This is a genomic window from Stenotrophomonas sp. SAU14A_NAIMI4_5 (assembly GCF_003086795.1).
In the GTDB taxonomy this organism is placed as follows: domain Bacteria; phylum Pseudomonadota; class Gammaproteobacteria; order Xanthomonadales; family Xanthomonadaceae; genus Stenotrophomonas.
Genome location: NZ_CP026003.1, coordinates 2,907,542 through 2,923,487, shown reverse-complemented (window position 1 = coordinate 2,923,487; position 15,946 = coordinate 2,907,542). Strand labels below are relative to the sequence as shown.

General features: G+C 68.7%; 15 protein-coding genes and 2 tRNA genes. 2 read left to right on the top strand and 15 right to left on the bottom strand.

The features are described from left to right. Positions 1 to 376 precede the first annotated feature (376 nt). The 6 genes from C1925_RS13650 to C1925_RS13625 all read right to left on the bottom strand — a co-directional run bounded on the left by C1925_RS13650 (position 377) and on the right by C1925_RS13625 (position 5,127). Positions 377 to 1,582: an MFS transporter gene (locus C1925_RS13650; RefSeq protein WP_108769361.1), complete on the bottom strand. Its 1,206-nt coding sequence runs from the start codon at positions 1,580 to 1,582 to the stop codon at positions 377 to 379. 191 nt (positions 1,583 to 1,773) lie between these two features. Then, a tRNA-Pro gene (locus C1925_RS13645) sits at positions 1,774 to 1,850 on the bottom strand. A 141-nt stretch (positions 1,851 to 1,991) separates the two neighbouring features. Next, positions 1,992 to 2,068: transfer RNA gene (locus C1925_RS13640), tRNA-Pro, on the bottom strand. Positions 2,069 to 2,123: 55 nt separating this feature from the next. Continuing rightward, positions 2,124 to 2,240 carry a cytochrome bd-I oxidase subunit CydX gene (cydX, locus tag C1925_RS13635; RefSeq protein WP_079222503.1) on the bottom strand — a complete coding sequence of 39 codons (117 nt, stop codon included), beginning with the start codon at positions 2,238 to 2,240 and terminating at the stop codon, positions 2,124 to 2,126. Positions 2,241 to 2,373: 133 nt separating this feature from the next. After that, a complete protein-coding gene (gene cydB, locus C1925_RS13630; protein WP_108769360.1) occupies positions 2,374 to 3,528 on the bottom strand; it encodes a cytochrome d ubiquinol oxidase subunit II in 1,155 nt (384 codons plus the stop codon). Between the two features lie 15 nt (positions 3,529 to 3,543). Continuing rightward, a complete protein-coding gene (locus C1925_RS13625) occupies positions 3,544 to 5,127 on the bottom strand; it encodes a cytochrome ubiquinol oxidase subunit I (protein WP_108769359.1) in 1,584 nt (527 codons plus the stop codon). Between the two features lie 223 nt (positions 5,128 to 5,350). On the opposite strand from C1925_RS13625, the gene cydD reads away from it, so the two are divergent. Then, on the top strand, positions 5,351 to 7,099 hold the full coding sequence (cydD, locus tag C1925_RS13620; protein ID WP_108769358.1) for a thiol reductant ABC exporter subunit CydD: 1,749 nt from the start codon (positions 5,351 to 5,353) through the stop codon (positions 7,097 to 7,099). Beyond that, complete coding sequence (gene cydC, locus C1925_RS13615) at positions 7,096 to 8,769, top strand: thiol reductant ABC exporter subunit CydC (RefSeq protein ID WP_108769357.1); 1,674 nt, start codon at positions 7,096 to 7,098, stop codon at positions 8,767 to 8,769. The genes cydD and cydC overlap by 4 nt, the downstream gene beginning before the upstream one ends. A gap of 165 nt (positions 8,770 to 8,934) precedes the next feature. Here cydC and C1925_RS13610 read toward each other — a convergent pair whose 3' ends face one another. The 9 genes from C1925_RS13610 to ccmC form a co-directional block, all read right to left on the bottom strand. After that, positions 8,935 to 9,279 (bottom strand): DUF1294 domain-containing protein, encoded by a 345-nt coding sequence (locus tag C1925_RS13610; protein ID WP_108769356.1) that lies wholly within the window; start codon positions 9,277 to 9,279, stop codon positions 8,935 to 8,937. Continuing rightward, entirely contained in the window at positions 9,280 to 10,392 is a 1,113-nt protein-coding gene (locus C1925_RS13605; RefSeq protein ID WP_108769355.1) for a homoserine O-acetyltransferase, read from the bottom strand. A gap of 135 nt (positions 10,393 to 10,527) precedes the next feature. Further along, positions 10,528 to 11,520: a tetratricopeptide repeat protein gene (locus C1925_RS13600; protein ID WP_108769354.1), complete on the bottom strand. Its 993-nt coding sequence runs from the start codon at positions 11,518 to 11,520 to the stop codon at positions 10,528 to 10,530. Next, on the bottom strand, positions 11,514 to 11,963 hold the full coding sequence (locus tag C1925_RS13595; RefSeq protein WP_108770717.1) for a cytochrome c-type biogenesis protein: 450 nt from the start codon (positions 11,961 to 11,963) through the stop codon (positions 11,514 to 11,516). Before C1925_RS13595 ends, C1925_RS13600 begins: the two co-directional genes overlap by 7 nt. Before the next feature lie 4 nt (positions 11,964 to 11,967). Beyond that, on the bottom strand, positions 11,968 to 12,585 hold the full coding sequence (locus tag C1925_RS13590; RefSeq protein WP_079222496.1) for a DsbE family thiol:disulfide interchange protein: 618 nt from the start codon (positions 12,583 to 12,585) through the stop codon (positions 11,968 to 11,970). A gap of 8 nt (positions 12,586 to 12,593) precedes the next feature. Next, a complete protein-coding gene (locus C1925_RS13585; RefSeq protein WP_108770716.1) occupies positions 12,594 to 14,513 on the bottom strand; it encodes a heme lyase CcmF/NrfE family subunit in 1,920 nt (639 codons plus the stop codon). Between the two features lie 12 nt (positions 14,514 to 14,525). Next, on the bottom strand, positions 14,526 to 14,987 hold the full coding sequence (gene ccmE, locus C1925_RS13580) for a cytochrome c maturation protein CcmE (protein WP_108769353.1): 462 nt from the start codon (positions 14,985 to 14,987) through the stop codon (positions 14,526 to 14,528). Then, positions 14,984 to 15,172, bottom strand: a complete 189-nt coding sequence (gene ccmD, locus C1925_RS13575; protein WP_108769352.1) for a heme exporter protein CcmD — start codon at positions 15,170 to 15,172, stop codon at positions 14,984 to 14,986. Before ccmD ends, ccmE begins: the two co-directional genes overlap by 4 nt. Further along, a complete protein-coding gene (ccmC, locus tag C1925_RS13570; protein ID WP_108769351.1) occupies positions 15,169 to 15,921 on the bottom strand; it encodes a heme ABC transporter permease CcmC in 753 nt (250 codons plus the stop codon). Before ccmC ends, ccmD begins: the two co-directional genes overlap by 4 nt. Between the last annotated feature and the right edge of the window lie 25 nt (positions 15,922 to 15,946).

Here is a 15,946-nt window from a genome sequence, read left to right as displayed (position 1 = left end):
TGACAGAGACGTGCGCACCCCATCAGATTCCAATCTGACAGATCACATCCACCCGCCACATGGGAAGTCCAACCGTCACACGGAAATTGTCGGGGGTGGGGCGGTGTGGGCTTGCAGGACCGCAGGCGCCATGGGCCCGAGGCATGCCTCGGGCGGGTTGGGCAGGACGCCCAACCCCGGTCTTGCCGCGTGCGCAGGACAGCGCACGCGAGCAAGGCGCCATCGAGCCCCCATGGACGGGTTTACGGCGTGTCCTGCAAGCCCACACCGCCCCGCCCAACCAGCAGCAACCCAGAGCCGCCTTTGATTCTGATTTTGATTTTGAAGTTGAAGTAAGCAGGTGCAGGGCGCAGCCCTGCCGCAGCACCCCAACCCCTTACCAGAGGTCTTCCAGCTTCCGCGGCTTGCACGCCACCCACGACGCCCCCAGCATCAGCGCCGCGCAGCCAAACAGGAACCCGAACGGCAACGTCCAGCCCTCGCTCACCGTATGCAGCCAGCCCACCAGGAACGGCCCCAGGCAGCTGAAGCTGTAGCCCACGCCCTGCATGAAGCCGGACAACGCCGCCGACCCGGTCGGGGTGCGCGTGCGCAGGTTGATCAGCGTCAGTGCCAGCGGGAACGTCGACGGGCCCACGCCCAGCAGCGCCGCCCACAGCAGCGGCGCCTTCAGCGGTGCCAGCAGCAGGCCGGTGAAGGCGATGACGAAGGCGAAGAAACCGATCAGCACCAGCGGGAACGGGTTCGGCAGGCGCACCGCCAGCGAGGGAATGACCAGCGACGGCAGCAGGCCCAGCGCCGAGAACACCGCCACCATCACCCCACCGAACGCCGGCGTGGCACCGGCCTCGACCACGATGCGCGGCAGCCAGGTGAACATCGAATAGGTCATCAGCGAGGTCATGCCGAACATCAGCGTCATGCTCCAGCCCAGCGACGTGCGCCAGACCCTGCCGTGCGGCTGCGCGGTCGGATCACTGCCGTCCTGCACCGGCTTCGGCGCGCGGCGGGCCAGCATCAGCCAGGGCAGGGCGGCGGCCAGGGCCAGCAGTGCCCACATGCCTAGCGACACGCGCCAGCCCGCGGCATTGGCCACCGGCACCGCCAGCAGCGCCGGGGTCATCGTGCCCAGCTGCAGCACGCTGATGTACAGCGTGCTCATCGTGCCCACCTTGTTGGCGAAGTAGCGCTTCACCAGCGGCGGCACCACCACGTTGCCGATGCCCATGCCGGCCAGCGCGATCACCGAGCCCAGCAGCAGGGTGCCGACGTTGCCGGCGCTGGAGCGCAGCAGCAGGCCGGCCATGGCCAGGGTCATCGCCAGCAGCGTGGTGCGCTCCAGGCCCAGGCGCCGGGCCACGGCCGGGGTCGCCACGCCGAACAGCGCGAACGAGGCGGTGGGCAGCATGCCCAGCACGCCGGTCATGGTGGTGCCGAAGCCGAACTGCTGGCCGAGCACGTCCAGCAGCGGAGTGATGGAGGTGACCGCGGTACGCAGGTTGACCGCCGCCAGCAGGATGGCGGCGAACGCCAGCAGGCGGCCGTGCAGCAGCGAGGGTGAGGGCGAAGTCGGGGACGTCATGCGGCGGGTCCTTGCAGGTGGCGCACGCGGCGTCTTGGGCGTGCAGCGCCGGCACCGGGCCAGGCCGGTGCAGGGGTGGGGAAAAGGGTGCCCATTGTACGGGGCCGGGCCGGGCGGGATGCCGCCAAGCGAATGGCACAAAAAAAACCCGGAGGACTGTCGTCTTCCAGGCTTCTTGGTGACCACTGAAGTGGTCGGGGAGACAGGATTCGAACCTGCGACCTCTACGTCCCGAACGTAGCGCTCTACCAGACTGAGCTACACCCCGAAGGGAGCCGCCTATTCTATCCATTCACCCCGATGGCGGCAAGGGGTAAATGGTGTTTCTTCACACTGCCGAAGCAATGGAATCCTTCAGGGAACAAAAAAGCCTGGAAGACTTCACCAGGCTTCAATGCGACCACCGAAGTGGTCGGGGAGACAGGATTCGAACCTGCGACCTCTACGTCCCGAACGTAGCGCTCTACCAGACTGAGCTACACCCCGAAGGAGCCGCCTAAGATACCGTGTGAAGGCCAAGGCGGCAAGGTTTTTTTACAGCTCAGCGACTGTTTTCTTTCTCGAGGCGGTTCCGCTCGCGCGATTCGAACCACATGCCGTTGAGGATGGCCACGGTGGAGGCCAGGCCAGTGCCAAGGATCCAGGCGAAATACCACATGCTCGTATCTCCTTCATTCGGGGCAGGTGCCGACCGTGGGTCGGCACCTGTTGCTCGTGGTGGGTGCCGACCATTGCTCGGCACCTGTTGCTCGTGGTGGGTGCCGACCGTTGGTCGGCACGGATGCAAGCCATCAATACGCGTTCGGGTTGTCGCCCATCTCTTCAACCGTCGTCTTGCCCTTCAGCACGCGGTACACCCAGGTGGTGTAGGCGAGGATGATCGGCAGGAAGATGGCCGTGGCCAGCAGCATGATCCACAGCGTCAGGTGGCTGGACGAGCTGTCCCAGACGGTGAGGCTGGAGGTGGGCTGGCTGGAGGACGGCAGCAGGAAGGGGAAGATGGCGAAGCCGACGGTGAGGATGATGCCGGCGATGGACGCACCCGAGGCGATGAAGGCCAGACCGCCGCGGCGTGCACGCAGCAGCACCGCACTGGCCAGCGCACCCAGCAGGCCCAGCACCGGGAACACGATCGTGGCCGGCATGCTGCTGTAGTTGCGCAGCCAGCCACCGGCAGCCGTGCCGATCGCCGCCGTCTTCAGCAGCGGATTGGTCGGGCCGTCGGTCACCACCTGCGAGGTGATCTGGTAACCGGGCAGGCCGAAGGCCACCCAGAGGCCAGCCACCGCGAACAGCAGAAAACTGATCAGCGCGGCGATGCTGCCGTAGCGTGCGGCACGTTCGGCCACCGGGCCGTCGGTCTTGATGACCAGCATGGCTGCACCGTGCGAGACCAGCATGGCCACGCTGACCAGGCCGGCGATGAGCGCGAACGGCGTGAGCAGGCCGAAGAACGAACCGGTGTAGGTCACGCGCAGCGTGTCATCGAAGTGGAACGGCACGCCCAGCAGCACGTTGCCCACCGCCACGCCGGCAATCAGGCCCGGCAGCAGGCCACCGACGAACAACACGCGGTCCCAGTTGTCGCGCCAGCGCCTGGACGGCATCTTGCTGCGGTACTTGAAGCCGACCGGCCGCAGGATCAGGCCGAACAGCATCGCGAACACCGCCAGGTAGAAGCCGGAGAAGCTGACCGCATACAGCGGCGGCCAGGCGGCGAAGATCGCGCCACCACCGAGCACCAGCCAGACCTGGTTGCCTTCCCAGACCGGGCCGACGGTGTTGATCACCCGCCGGCGTTCCTCGTCGGTTTTCGCAACGAACGGCAGCAGGGTGCCGACGCCGAGATCGAAACCGTCCATCACCGCCCAGCCGATCAGCAGGATGCCGAGCAGCAGCCACCAGATCACGCGGAGCGTGGTGTAATCAAGTGCAATGAATTCCATCTGGATTCTCCTGCCTCAGGCCTGTCCGGCAGCGGCTGCAGTGGGGGAAACAGGGCGGATGTCGGCCTGCAGCGTCGGCAGGATGTCATCCGGGCCGGTGCGGATCGCCTTCAGCATCAGCTTGATCTCGATGACCAGCAGCACCGTGTAGAGCGCGGTGAACACCGCCAGCGTCGTCAGGATTTCATGCAGGGCCAGGCCCGACGCGGCGTAGAAAGTGGGCAGCACGCCATCCACCGCCCACGGCTGGCGGCCGTACTCGGCCACGAACCAGCCGCATTCGATCGCGATCCACGGTGCCGGCAGGCTCCACACGGCGAGCCTCAGGAACCAGCGCTTGTCCTGGAAGTTGTTGCGGCAGGAGTAGTAGAACGCCAGGGCGAAGAACGCGATCAGGTAGAAACCCAGGCCCGCCATGATGCGGAAGGTCCAGAACAGCGGTGCCACGCGCGGCACGGTATCCATCGCGGCCTTGGAGATTTCCTCCGGGGTGGCGTTGAGGATGTCCTCGCGGTAACGCTTCAGCAACAGGCCGTGGCCCAGGTCCTGCCAGTGGCGGTCGAACATCTCCCGCGCCTGCAGGTCGGTCTTGTCCTTCTTGATGCGTTCCAGTGCGCCATAGGCGAGCTGGCCACCGCGGATGCGGTGCTCGGCGCGGTCCACCAGCTCCAGGATGCCGGGAATCGGCTGGTTCAGCGAACGGGTGGCGATCAGGCCCATCAGGTACGGGATCTTGATCGCGTAGTCGTTCTGGTGCGTGGTCTGGTTGGGAATGCCGAAGGCGGTGAAGTCGGCCGGCGCACGCTCGGTTTCCCACATCGCTTCGATCGCGGCCAGCTTCATCTTCTGGTGCTCGCTGGCGGCGTAACCGCTCTCGTCACCCAGCACCACCACCGACAGCGAGGACAGCAGGCCGAACGCCGCGGCCACCGCGAACGAGCGACGGGCCATGTCCTTGTGCTTGTTGCGCAGCAGGTACAGGGCGCTGATCGACATCACGAAGATGGCACCGGTCACGTAGCCGGCGCTGACGGTGTGCACGAACTTGGCCTGCGCCACCGGGTTCAGCAGCACCGCGGCGAAGTCCACCACTTCCATGCGCATCGTGTCCGGGTTGAACACCGCACCGGTCGGGTTCTGCATCCAGCCGTTGGCGATCAGGATCCACACCGCCGACAGATTGGTGCCCAGCGCCATCAGCCAGGTGACGGTGAGGTGCTTGACGGGGGTCAGGCGCTTCCAGCCGAAGAAGAACAGGCCGATGAAGGTCGCTTCGAGGAAGAAGGCCATCAGGCCTTCGATGGCCAGCGGCGCACCGAAGATATCGCCCACGTAGTGGCTGTAGTACGACCAGTTCATGCCGAACTGGAATTCCATCACCAGGCCGGTGGCCACGCCGATGGCGAAGTTGATGCCGAACAGCGTGCCCCAGAACAGGGTCATCTGCCGCCAGACCTGTTTGCGGGTCATGACGTACACGCTCTCCATGATGGCCACCATGAAGGACAGGCCGAGCGTGAGCGGTACGAATAGGAAGTGGTACATCGCGGTCAGAGCGAATTGCAGCCGCGACAGTTCTACGACTGTCTGATCAATCATGGCCTGGCTACCTCGTGGATAGTGCCGTTGCGGGTGGCGGGAAGGGTGGTCTACGGGTGAATGATGTGACCGACTACTTCAAACAGCCTTGATCCAGATCAATGTATGAATGGGAACCCAAGGGGATCGTATGCCATTCCTGTGACCACTGCGACCGACCGCCGCAGGGGCCCGCTGTTGCCTGCGCCTACAATGACGAGCATGCCCGTTGCCAGTGAAGACCTTGAGCGCTGCCGAACCGACCGCCGCCGAGCCCCGTACCGCTGAAGAAGAATCGACCCTGCAGCGGCGTGCCCGCACCGCCTGGCTGGCCGGCCTGGCCCATGCCGCGCGCGGTCGCCAGCGGCTGGCGGCCCTGTGCATCAGCCTGTCCGGCGCCCTGCTGATCGGCCAGGCTGCCGCGATCGCCTGGCTGGTGCAGACGGTGCTGGTGGAGCGCGCGCCGCTGGCCAGCGGCCTGCCGGTGCTGGCGGCGCTGGCGGTCATCCTGGTGCTGCGCACGCTGCTGGGCAGCGCCACCCAGGCCGCCGCCGGTGACGTCGCCGATGCGGCCCGGCTGGCCCTGCGTGAACGCGTATTCGCGCGCCTGCTCGGCCACGGCCCGCTGTGGCTGCGCCAGCGCCGCACCGGCGAACTGGGCGAGCTGATGCTGCACCACGGCGATGCCATCGAAAGCTATTACAGCGGTTTCCTGCCGGTGCGCATCGAAGTGGTGGTGGTGCCGCTGTTGATCCTGGCCGCGGTGGCCTGGGTCGACTGGGTGGTGGCGCTGATCCTGCTGTTCACCGCGCCGCTGGTGCCGTTCTTCATGATGCTGGTGGGCTGGGGCGCCGAGGCCGCCGGTCGCGCGCAGCTGGGTGAACTGGCACGCATGAGTGGTCACTTCGCCGACCGCATCAAGGGGCTGGGCCTGCTGCGCCTGTATGGACGGGGCGAGGCCGAACTGGCCGGCATCGAAGCGGCTGCCGAAGGGGTGCGCGTGCGCACGATGAAGGTGCTGCGCATCGCCTTCCTGTCCTCCACCGTGCTGGAATTCTTCGCCTCGGTGAGCGTGGCGATGGTCGCCCTGTACCTCGGCCTGAGCTACCTGGGGTTGATGTCCCTGCATGCGACGGTGCCGACGCTGGGCGCGGGCCTGTTCTGCCTGCTGCTGGCGCCGGAATTCTATGCACCGCTGCGACGGCTGGCTGCGCATTACCACGACCGCGCCAATGCACTGGCCGCCGCTGCCGAAGTCGAGCGCCTGCTGCTGTCGCTGCCCGAGGAGCCAGCGGTGGCCGAGGTGCCGCCGGCACCGCTGGCAGTGGAGCCGGCCGAGGCCGCGTTGCCGCCGCTGCAGGCGCAGGGTCTGGTGCTGCGCCCGCTCGGTGCCCCGCACGATGTACTGCAGGGCGTGGACCTGCGGCTGGAGCCCGGCCAGCGCCTGGCCCTGGTCGGCCCCAGCGGCTCGGGCAAGAGCACGCTGCTGGAAGCGCTGGCCGGCTGGTTGCCGCCGCGTGCCGGCCGGGTGCAGCAACGCGCCGGCGAGCAGGTGGCCTATGCCAGCCAGCGCCCCTATCTGTTCCATGGTTCGATCGCCGACAATCTGCGGCTGGCCGACCCCGGTGCCAGCGATGCACGCCTGCGCGCGGTGGCCGAGGCGGCGCAGGTGCTGCAGTTCGCCCGGCGCCTGCCGGAGGGGCTGGACACGCTGATCGGCGAGCGCGGCTTCGGCCTGTCCGGTGGCGAGGCGCGGCGCATCGGCCTGGCCCGCCTGCTGCTGCGTGACCCACAGGTGCTGCTGCTGGATGAGCCCACCGCCTTCCTCGATGCCGAGACCGAAGCGGCGCTGTTGAGCAGCCTGGCCGCATACGCGCGTGGCCGCAGCGTGGTGGTGGCCACCCACAGCCCAGCGGTGATCGCCTGGGCCGACCGCTGCCTGTTGTTGCCTGAAGGGCGCCTGGTCGATCCGGCACAGGCGGTGCGCGCATGAGCCGCTCGACCGATTCGCTGCATGCGGTGTTCCTGCGCCACCGTTCGCGCCTGCTGCTGACGGTGTTGCTGCTGTGGATCACGATGCTGGCCGGCACCGCGCTGCTGGGCCTGTCCGGTGGCTTCCTCACCGCCGCCGCGCTGGCCGGTGCGGCAGGGCTGGCGCAGGGCTTCAATTTCTTCTCGCCCTCGGCCGGCATCCGCGGCCTGACCATGGCGCGCATCGTTTCGCGCTATTTCGAGAAGCTTGTCGGCCACGATGCCACCCTGCGCATCGCCCGCGACCTGCGCGTGTGGTTTTTCCGCCGTGCGCTGCCGCTGGCTCCGGCGCGGTTGGGTGCCACGCGCACCGGCGACCTGCTGGCGCGCCTGCTGGGCGACATTGGCGAGGTCGACGGCCTGCTGGTGCGCGCCATCGGGCCGCTGGTGGCGCTGGGCGCGTTGTCGCTGGTGGCGGTGGCTTCGGCTGCCCTGATCCTGCCCTCGGCCGCCGTGCTGCTGGCCGTGCTGGCGCTGCTGATCGGCTTCGGCGTGCCGTGGCTGGGCGTGCGCGGGCATGACGACGAAGAGGCCGACCGTGCCGCACATCGCGCCGCACTGCGTACTGCTGCATTCGAAGGCCTGGAGGGTGCGGGTGACCTGGCCGCGCTGCATGCCGACGCCGCGTGGCAGCTGAAGGTGCGGGTGGCAGCCAAGCAGCTGGCCTCGCGCGACCGGCGTCGACGCTGGCGGCTGATCGCCGCCTCGACCCTGCACGGCCTGGTGGCCGGTCTGGGTCTGGTGGCGATGCTGGCGCTGGCCCTGCAGGCCGCCGAGCAGCAGCGCATTCCCGCGGAAATGGCCGCCGGCCTGGTGTTCCTGACCGTGGCGATGATCGAGTTGTGGGCGGGGATGGGCCTGGCCTGGCAGTCGCTGCAGTCCGGCCGCATCGCCGCGGACCGCCTGCAGTCCATCGTCGAGCAGACGCCGACGGTGGAGGACCCGGTAGTGCCGCAGGCAGTGCCCAGCGCCGCGGCCGTGCAGTGGGAAAACGTGCATTTCCGTTGGCCGGGCGCGGCGCGGCCGGTACTGGCCGGCCTGCAGCTGAGCCTGGCGCCGGGTGAGCGCATCGCCATCTGCGGCGACAGCGGCAGTGGCAAGACCACGCTGTCGAGCCTGCTGCTGCGCCTGTGGGATCCGCAGCAGGGGCGGGTGAGCTACGGCGGTCGCGACCTGCGCGAGTTCGCCCAGGAAGACTGGCACCGGCAGCTGGCGTGGCTGCCGCAGAACGCGCCGGTGTTCGCCGGCACGGTGGCCGAGAACCTGCGGCTGGGTGATCCGGACGCCAGCGATGACGCGCTGTGGGCAGTGCTGCGCCGCGTGCGCCTGGGTGAGTGGGCCGAGCGCAATGGCGGCCTGCAGACCTGGGTGGGCGAGAACGGCGCGACGATGTCGGCCGGCCAGGCAAGGCGGTTGGCCTTGGCGCGCGCGCTGCTGCGCAATGCACCGATCCTGTTGCTGGACGAACCGACCGAAGGGTTGGACGTGGATACCGCGCATGCGCTGCTGCAGGATCTGGCCGGATTGCTGGAGGGGCGCAGCCTGTTGATGATCACCCACGACGATCTGCCCGACGGCGTGGTCGATGCGCAGTACCGCCTGCGTGACGGCGTGCTGGAACGGGAAGCGTAATCGCCGCGGATTTACGTGTGCCGTCCGCCCGAGGTAGCGCCGGGCCATGCCCGGCGGCCGTTTGTGTGATCGCCGTGGTAGTGCCGGCCGCTGGCCGGCAATCGCGCATCCGCGTCGAACGTCATGAGGTTGCCGGCCAGCGGCCGGCACTACCCGTTCAAGCGCTTACCGCGAAAACTCGCGCAGCATCACTGCGATCGACGCCACGTTGGCCAGCACGCACAGCCAGAACACCCACTGGAATTCCGCCTTGCGGTGCTTGTGCCGGAACAGCGCCTGGCCCAGCAGCGCGCCCGGCCAGCCACCGGCGAAAGCCAGCAGCTGCAGGGTGCGCTCGGGAATGCGCCACTGCTTGCGCTGTGCCGCGCGCTTGTCATGCCCGTACAGGCCGAACGACAGCACACTGGCCAGCAGGCACCAGCCACCCAGCCACAGCGGCAGCACGCCGCTGACCGTCAGCGCGATGAGCGCGCCGAACGCGGCCAGCGCCAGGTTGCGCCGCCAGGCCACTTACAGCGCGTCGAGGAAACCGCGCACGGCCGGGCCGAAGCGATCAAAATCGACGAGGAACGCATCGTGGCCCTGCGGTGAGTCCAGGCCGATGAACTGCGCATCGGCACCGCCGGCACGCAGGCCGTCGGCGACCTGTTGCTGCTGCTGCACCGGGAACAGGATGTCGGTGTTGGCGCCGATGGCCAGCGCATTTTCGACACGGATCTTCGCCAGCCCGGCCAGTACGTCACCGTCGGCGTACTCGGCCAGGTCGAACCAGTCCATCGAACGGCTCAGATACAGGTAGCAGTTCGGATCGAAGAAGCGCACGAAGCGCCGAGCATGGCCTTCGAGATAGCTTTCGACCTGGAACTCCAGGCCGAACGGGTCATCGTCGGTCTGGTCCGAATCCAGTCGCACGCGACCGAAGCGGCCATCCCATTCCAGCGCGGAACGGTAGGTGATCACGCCCAGCTTGCGGGCCATGCGCATGCCCGATTCCGGATAGTCGGTTTCGGTGTAGCGTCCGCCGTCCCACTTGGGGTCGAGGCGGATCGCTTCGCGCTGCAGCGAGCGGATGGCGATGGAGAACGGCAATGCCTGCGCGCTGCCGGAGATGTTGATGTGGCTGCGGGCGATGCCCGGCTGCAGCATCAGCACCGCCAGCGCGGTCATGCCGCCCATCGAATTGCCGACCACGCAGGCCAGCTGTTCGATGCCCAGCGCATGCACGACCTCGATGGCCGCGCGCGCGCCGTCTTCCACCGACAGTTCCGGGAAGTCGAGGCGATAGAGCTCGCCGGTTGCCGGGTTCAGCGATGCCGGGCCAGTGGAGCCCTTGCAGCTGCCCAGCGAATTGACGCAGACCACGAACCAGCGGTCGGTGTCGATCGGCTTGCCGGCGCCGACCATCGCTTCCCACCAGCCCGGGGCCGGGTTTTCTGCGTTGGCGGCGGCATGTGCGTCCGGCGACAGGCCGGTGACGATCAGGATCGCGTTGCGGCCGTCGGCGGCCAGCGTGCCCCAGGTCTCGTAGGCCACGCGTGCTCCGTGCAGGGCGCCACCGCGCTTGAACGGGAACGGCGAGGGCAGGGCATGGAAGCGGGTGCCGGGCGGGATGAATTCGGTCATGCGGGCATTCTAGCGGGGCAGACAACGGTAGTGCCGGCCGCTGGCCGGCAAACGCGTGGGTTGCCGGCCAGCGGCCGGCACTACCGGTGGTGGGTGCGCGGGTAGCGCCGGGCCATGCCCGGCGAGCGCAGCGGTTTAAGGGAACCGCAGCTCCACCACGCCGTCATGCGGCAATGTCACCCGCACCACTTCGCTCTGCAGGTCGCCATCGCTGCGGTTGGCGCTGCCACTGCGCGAAATGCGTGCCAGCACTTCCACTTCGGCATGCGCCGACAGCGGTGCGGTCGGCATCGGGCTGTCGCCGTCACCGAGGCCGACCGTGGCCGGGAAACCGGCCAGCGGCAGCCTGCGTGCGGCCACCGGCATCGGCGGGCCACCGACGGCGCGTGCGAGCACGAACACCTGGGTGCTGGCCGGCCAATCAGCCTGCTTCAACGAGGCGGGCAGCTGCACGCGGACCTGCAGCAGGGCGGGCGCTTCCGCCGCCGGTGCATCCACTGCCTGGCCGGCGGCCTCGCGGGCGATGGCGATCTGCGCCTGCAGGGCCTGCGCGGCACCGGGCTCCAGGCGCGGCAGCAGGCTGCTCCAGACATCGGCCGCCTCGGCATTGCGGCCGCGTTGGCGCAGGGCGATGCCAAGCAGCCAGCTAGCGCGCTCGGCATCGGGTGCCAGGCGACGGGCCTGCTGCAGCCAGTCCATCGCGGTGTCATCGAATTGCTTGCCGGCATCGGCCTGAGCGCGCGCCTGCGCGGCTTCCACCAGTACGCCGGCATCATCCGGGGCCAGGGCCACGGCGCGGGCGAAGGCCTCGGCGGCGGCGCGGGTATCGCCCAGTTCGGCCTGCGAGCGGCCCAGCAGTGCCCAGCCATCGGCGCGCTGCGGGTCACGCTGCAGTGCCTGCTGCAGGGCCTTCACTCCATCACGCAGGGTGGTGACCGACGGTGCCGGCTGCACCTGCGCCGCACGCGGGTCGCCCACCAGCAGGTACAGGCAGCCGCCGGCCACGCCCAGCGCCAGCACGCCCAGCACGAAGCCGCGGCGGCCATGCCGACGCAGCGGCCACAGCACCAGCGCGGCCATCAGCGCCGCCACGAGACCGGCCAGCACGGGCAGAAGGTTGCTCACCAGCCATCTCCTTCATCGGCGTTGCCGGCCGCTGCCGGCGCCACGTTGCGGCCACGGCGGCGGACGATGCCCAGCACCACCACGCCACCGGCGCCGAGCAGCAGCAGCGGGCCGCCCCACAGCAGCCAGGTGCCCGGCTGCAGCGGCGGCTGGTACAGCACGAACTCGCCGTAGCGGGCGACCAGGAACTGCTTGATCTGTTCGTCGTCGAGGCCCTGCTGCATCAGCTGCAGCACCTCGCGGCGCAGGTCCTGGGCGATCTGTGCGTTGGAATCGGCCAGTGACTGGTTCTGGCACTGCACGCAGCGCAGCTGCGCGGCCAGGTCATGGAATCGGGCTTCTTCAGCCGCGTCGCGGAAGGCGAGCGGACGCGGGTCGTGCAGCGGCTGCTGGGCAGGCGCGGGCAGCGCCGCCGCCATCAGCAGCGCAAGCAGCAGCCAGTGCAGCGGCTTACGGATTACCGTGCAGGCCGGCATCGGCATTGCCCTGGGCCTTCTCGATCTTCTGCAGCGCGGGGATCAGCTTCTCGTCGACCACCTGCTGGGTCATTGCGCCGCTGTACTTCCAACGCACGATGCCGCTGCCGTCGACCAGGAAGGTTTCCGGCGCGGCGGTCACGCCCCAGTCGATGGCGGTGCGGCCTTCAACATCGCTCAGCACCACCATGAACGGGTTGCCCAGCGTTTCCAGCCAGTGCAGCGCGTCGGTCGGCTCGTCCTTCCAGTTGTAGCCGATCACGCGCACGCGCTTGCTCTCGGCGAAGCGGGTCAGTACCGGGTGTTCCTCGCGGCAGGCCGCGCACCAGCTGCCCCACACGTTCAGCAGGTAAGGCGCACCGCGCAGTTCTTCGCTGCGCACGGTCATGCTCGGGTCGTGCAGCACCGGCAGGGCAAAGGCCGGTGCCGGCTTGTCGATCAGCGCCGAGGGCAGCACGTCGCGCTGCGGGTCGCCCGATTTCATCACCCCGTAGATCATCAGCCCAAGCAGGCCGAAGAAGAACAGTACGCCGATCACGATGGCTACCGGCGGCAGCGGGCGGGACGGGCGCGGGGCGGGGGACTCGGACATGGAAACTCCTACGGACGACGGAAACGACGATCAGCGGCGGTGATGAATCCGCCCAGGGCCATCAGCAGCGCGCCCAGCCAGATCCAGCGCACGAAGGGCTTGATGTGCACCCGTACCGCCCATGCATTGTTGCCCAGCGGCTCGCCCAATGCCACGTAGACATCACCGCTCAGGCGTGCATCGATGCCGGCCTCGGTCATCACCTGGCCGCCGCTGGCGTACTGGCGCTTTTCCGGATGCAGCAAGGCCAGCTCGCGACCGTCGCGGAACACGCGCAGATGGCCGCGGTCGGCGGTGAAGTTGGGGCCTTCGCGATGGTCGACGCCTTCAAAGCGCACTTCATGGCGGCCGACCACCACCTGCTGGCCCGGCGCCAGCGCGACTTCGCGCTGCACGTTCAGCGCTTCCACCAGCAGCGCGCCGGCCAGGAACACGGCAATGCCGGTGTGGGCGACGATCATGCCGAGCATTTCGGCGGTGAAGCGGCCATTGCCGCGCAGGCGCTGCCAGATAAAGCGCGCCGTACCCAGGCCAACCCAGGCCGCTGCAGCGACGCCGAGGCCGGCCTTCCAGCCGTTCTGCGGCGCCTGCCACCAGGCCAGACCGCCCAGCAGCACGGCCAGGCCCAGCCACGGCGCCAGCAGGGCGAATGCGCGCGACGGCTGGTCACGTTGCCACTTCACCAGCGGGCCGAACGGCAGCAGCAGCACCATCGGCGCCATCAGCAGCAGGAACAGGCTGCCGAAATAGGGCGGGCCGACCGAGATCTTGCCCAGCGACAGCGCGTCGGCCAGCAGCGGGTACAGCGTGCCCAGCAGCACCATCGCGCAGGCGGTGGCCAGCAGCAGGTTGTTGGCCAGCAGCAGGGTCTCGCGCGAAGTGGCGGTGAAGCCGCGGCGCGGGTCATCGGCATCCACGCTGAGGCCGCTGGCACGCAGCACGTACAGCAGCAGGCTGCCACCGACCAGCAGCGACAGGAACACCAGGATGAACAGGCCACGCGAGGGATCGGCGGCGAACGAATGCACGCTGGTCAGCACGCCCGAGCGCACGAGGAAGGTGCCCAGCAGCGACAGCGCGAAGGCGGCGATGGCCAGCAGCAGGGTCCAGCTGCCGAAGGTGCCGCGCTTTTCAGTGACGGCCTGCGAGTGGATCAGCGCCGCACCGACCAGCCACGGCATGAAGCTGGCATTTTCCACCGGGTCCCAGAACCACCAGCCGCCCCAGCCCAGCTCGTAATAGGCCCACCAGCTGCCCAGCGCGATGCCCAGGGTCAGGAAGCCCCAGGCCACGTTGGTCCACGGCCGGGTCCAGCGCAGCCAGCGCGCATCCACGCGGCCTTCCAGCAGGGCGGCCACGGCGAAGGCGAACGGCACCGCGAAACCCACGTAGCCCAGGTACAGCATCGGCGGGTGGATGATCAGGCCCGGGTCCTGCAGCAGCGGGTTGAGGTCGCGGCCTTCCAGCGGCGCCGGGGTCAGGCGCAGGAACGGGTTGGAGGTGAAGATCAGGAAGGCGAGGAAGCCGACGCTGACCACGCCCATCACCGCCAGCACGCGCGCCTGCACCGGCGCGGGCAGGTGCCGCGAGAACAGCGCCACCGCACCGGTCCACAGCGCCAGCACCAGCGCCCACATCAGCAGCGAGCCTTCGTGCGCGCCCCAGACCGCCGAGTAGCGGTAGATCATCGGCAGCAGTGAATTGGAATTCTCGGCCACGTAGCGCACCGAGAAATCCTGCTGCACGAAGGCGGCAGTCAGCACCGCGAAGGCACCGGCCACCAGCAGCAGCTGGGCGAAGGCGGCCGGTCGGGCCACCGCCATCCACGCGTCGTTGCCGCGCTGCGCGCCGACCAGCGGCAGGCCGGCCTGCAGCAGCGAGGCCAGCAACGCGCACAGCAGCAGGATCTGGCCGAGTTCAGGCAACACGCCGGGCAGCACTCAGCGCACCTCGGTGGCCGGTACCGGCACGTCGTGCTTGCGATGGGCATCGCCCATCTTGTCGGCCACTTCCTTCGGCACGTACTTCTCATCGTGCTTGGCCAGCACTTCATCGGCGACGAACACGCCGTCCTGCAGGCGCCCGCTGGCGACCACGGCGGTGCCCTCGGCAAACATGTCCGGCAGGATGCGCGAGGTCAGCACGGCCAGCTGCGCGTCGCCATCGGTGACCTCGAAGCGGGCATCGAGCGAGCCGACCGGGCGGTTGAACGAGCCCTTGACCACCATGCCGCCGAGGCGGAAGCGGGTCTGCGCATCGACGTCGCCGCGCAGCACTTCCGACGGCGTGTAGAGGTAGGCGATGTTGCGTTCCAGCGCCATCGCCACCAGTGCGGTGGCCAGGCCGGAGGCGAGCAGCGCCAGCAGCACCCAGGCCATGCGGCGGCGCTGCACCGGCGTCATCGTTCCAGCTCCGCCGACAGCGCCGGCACGGCCTGCTGCGCGCTCTGCCGTGCCTGCTGCCGCTGCTGGCGCGACTGCGCCTGGCGGCGCGCGGCGCGCAGGCGCAGCCACGAGCCGATGGCATCGGCCAGCAGTACCAGCACGAACACCGCATAGGCGCCGATCACGAAGGGCAGGTGGGTCATCGCTGCGTCTCCTCCACGCGCTCGCCGACCCAGGCCTTGCCGGCCTCGCGGTCGAGATTGTCGGCGCGTGCCTTGGCCAGTACCGAGCCGGCGAACCAGAACTTGGTGCCGATCACCATCCACCACAGCGGCGCGATCATCGCGCTGCTGATCGCCGAGTCACCGAACACGTTGATCGACTGGCGCTGGTGCAGGCCGCCCCACCAGTCCACCGAATAGCGGATGACCGGCAGCAGGCTGACCCCGACGATGGCCAGCAGGCCGGCCGCGCGCGCGGCGCTGCGGCGGTCCTCGATGGCGTGGTACAGGCCGATGACCCCCAGGTACAGGAACAGCAGGACCAGTTCGCTGGTCATGCGCGGGTCCCAGTCCCACCAGGTGCCCCAGGTGCCCTTGCCCCAGATGCTGCCGGTGAGCAGGGTGATGAGGGTGAAGCCGGCGCCCATTGGCGCGCAGGCCATGGCCAGGATCTCGCAGATCTTGATGCGCCAGATCAGCGCGATGGCGGCGTAGAGGGCCATCAGCGCGAACACGAACAGGCTCATCCAGGCGCTGGGCACGTGGATGTAGAGGATGCGGAAGCTGTCCAGCTGGCGTGCTTCAGGCGGCACCACCAGCAGCGCCTGCCACAGGCCGACCAGCAGCACCGGCAGCGCGGCGATGTAGAACACACGCGACCAGCGGGCAGCGAAACGATCGAAGGTGGGCGGCGAACCGAGTTGATGGAACCAGCGGACGATCGGATTCATGCGTGACGGCTATCCAGCAGGGGTG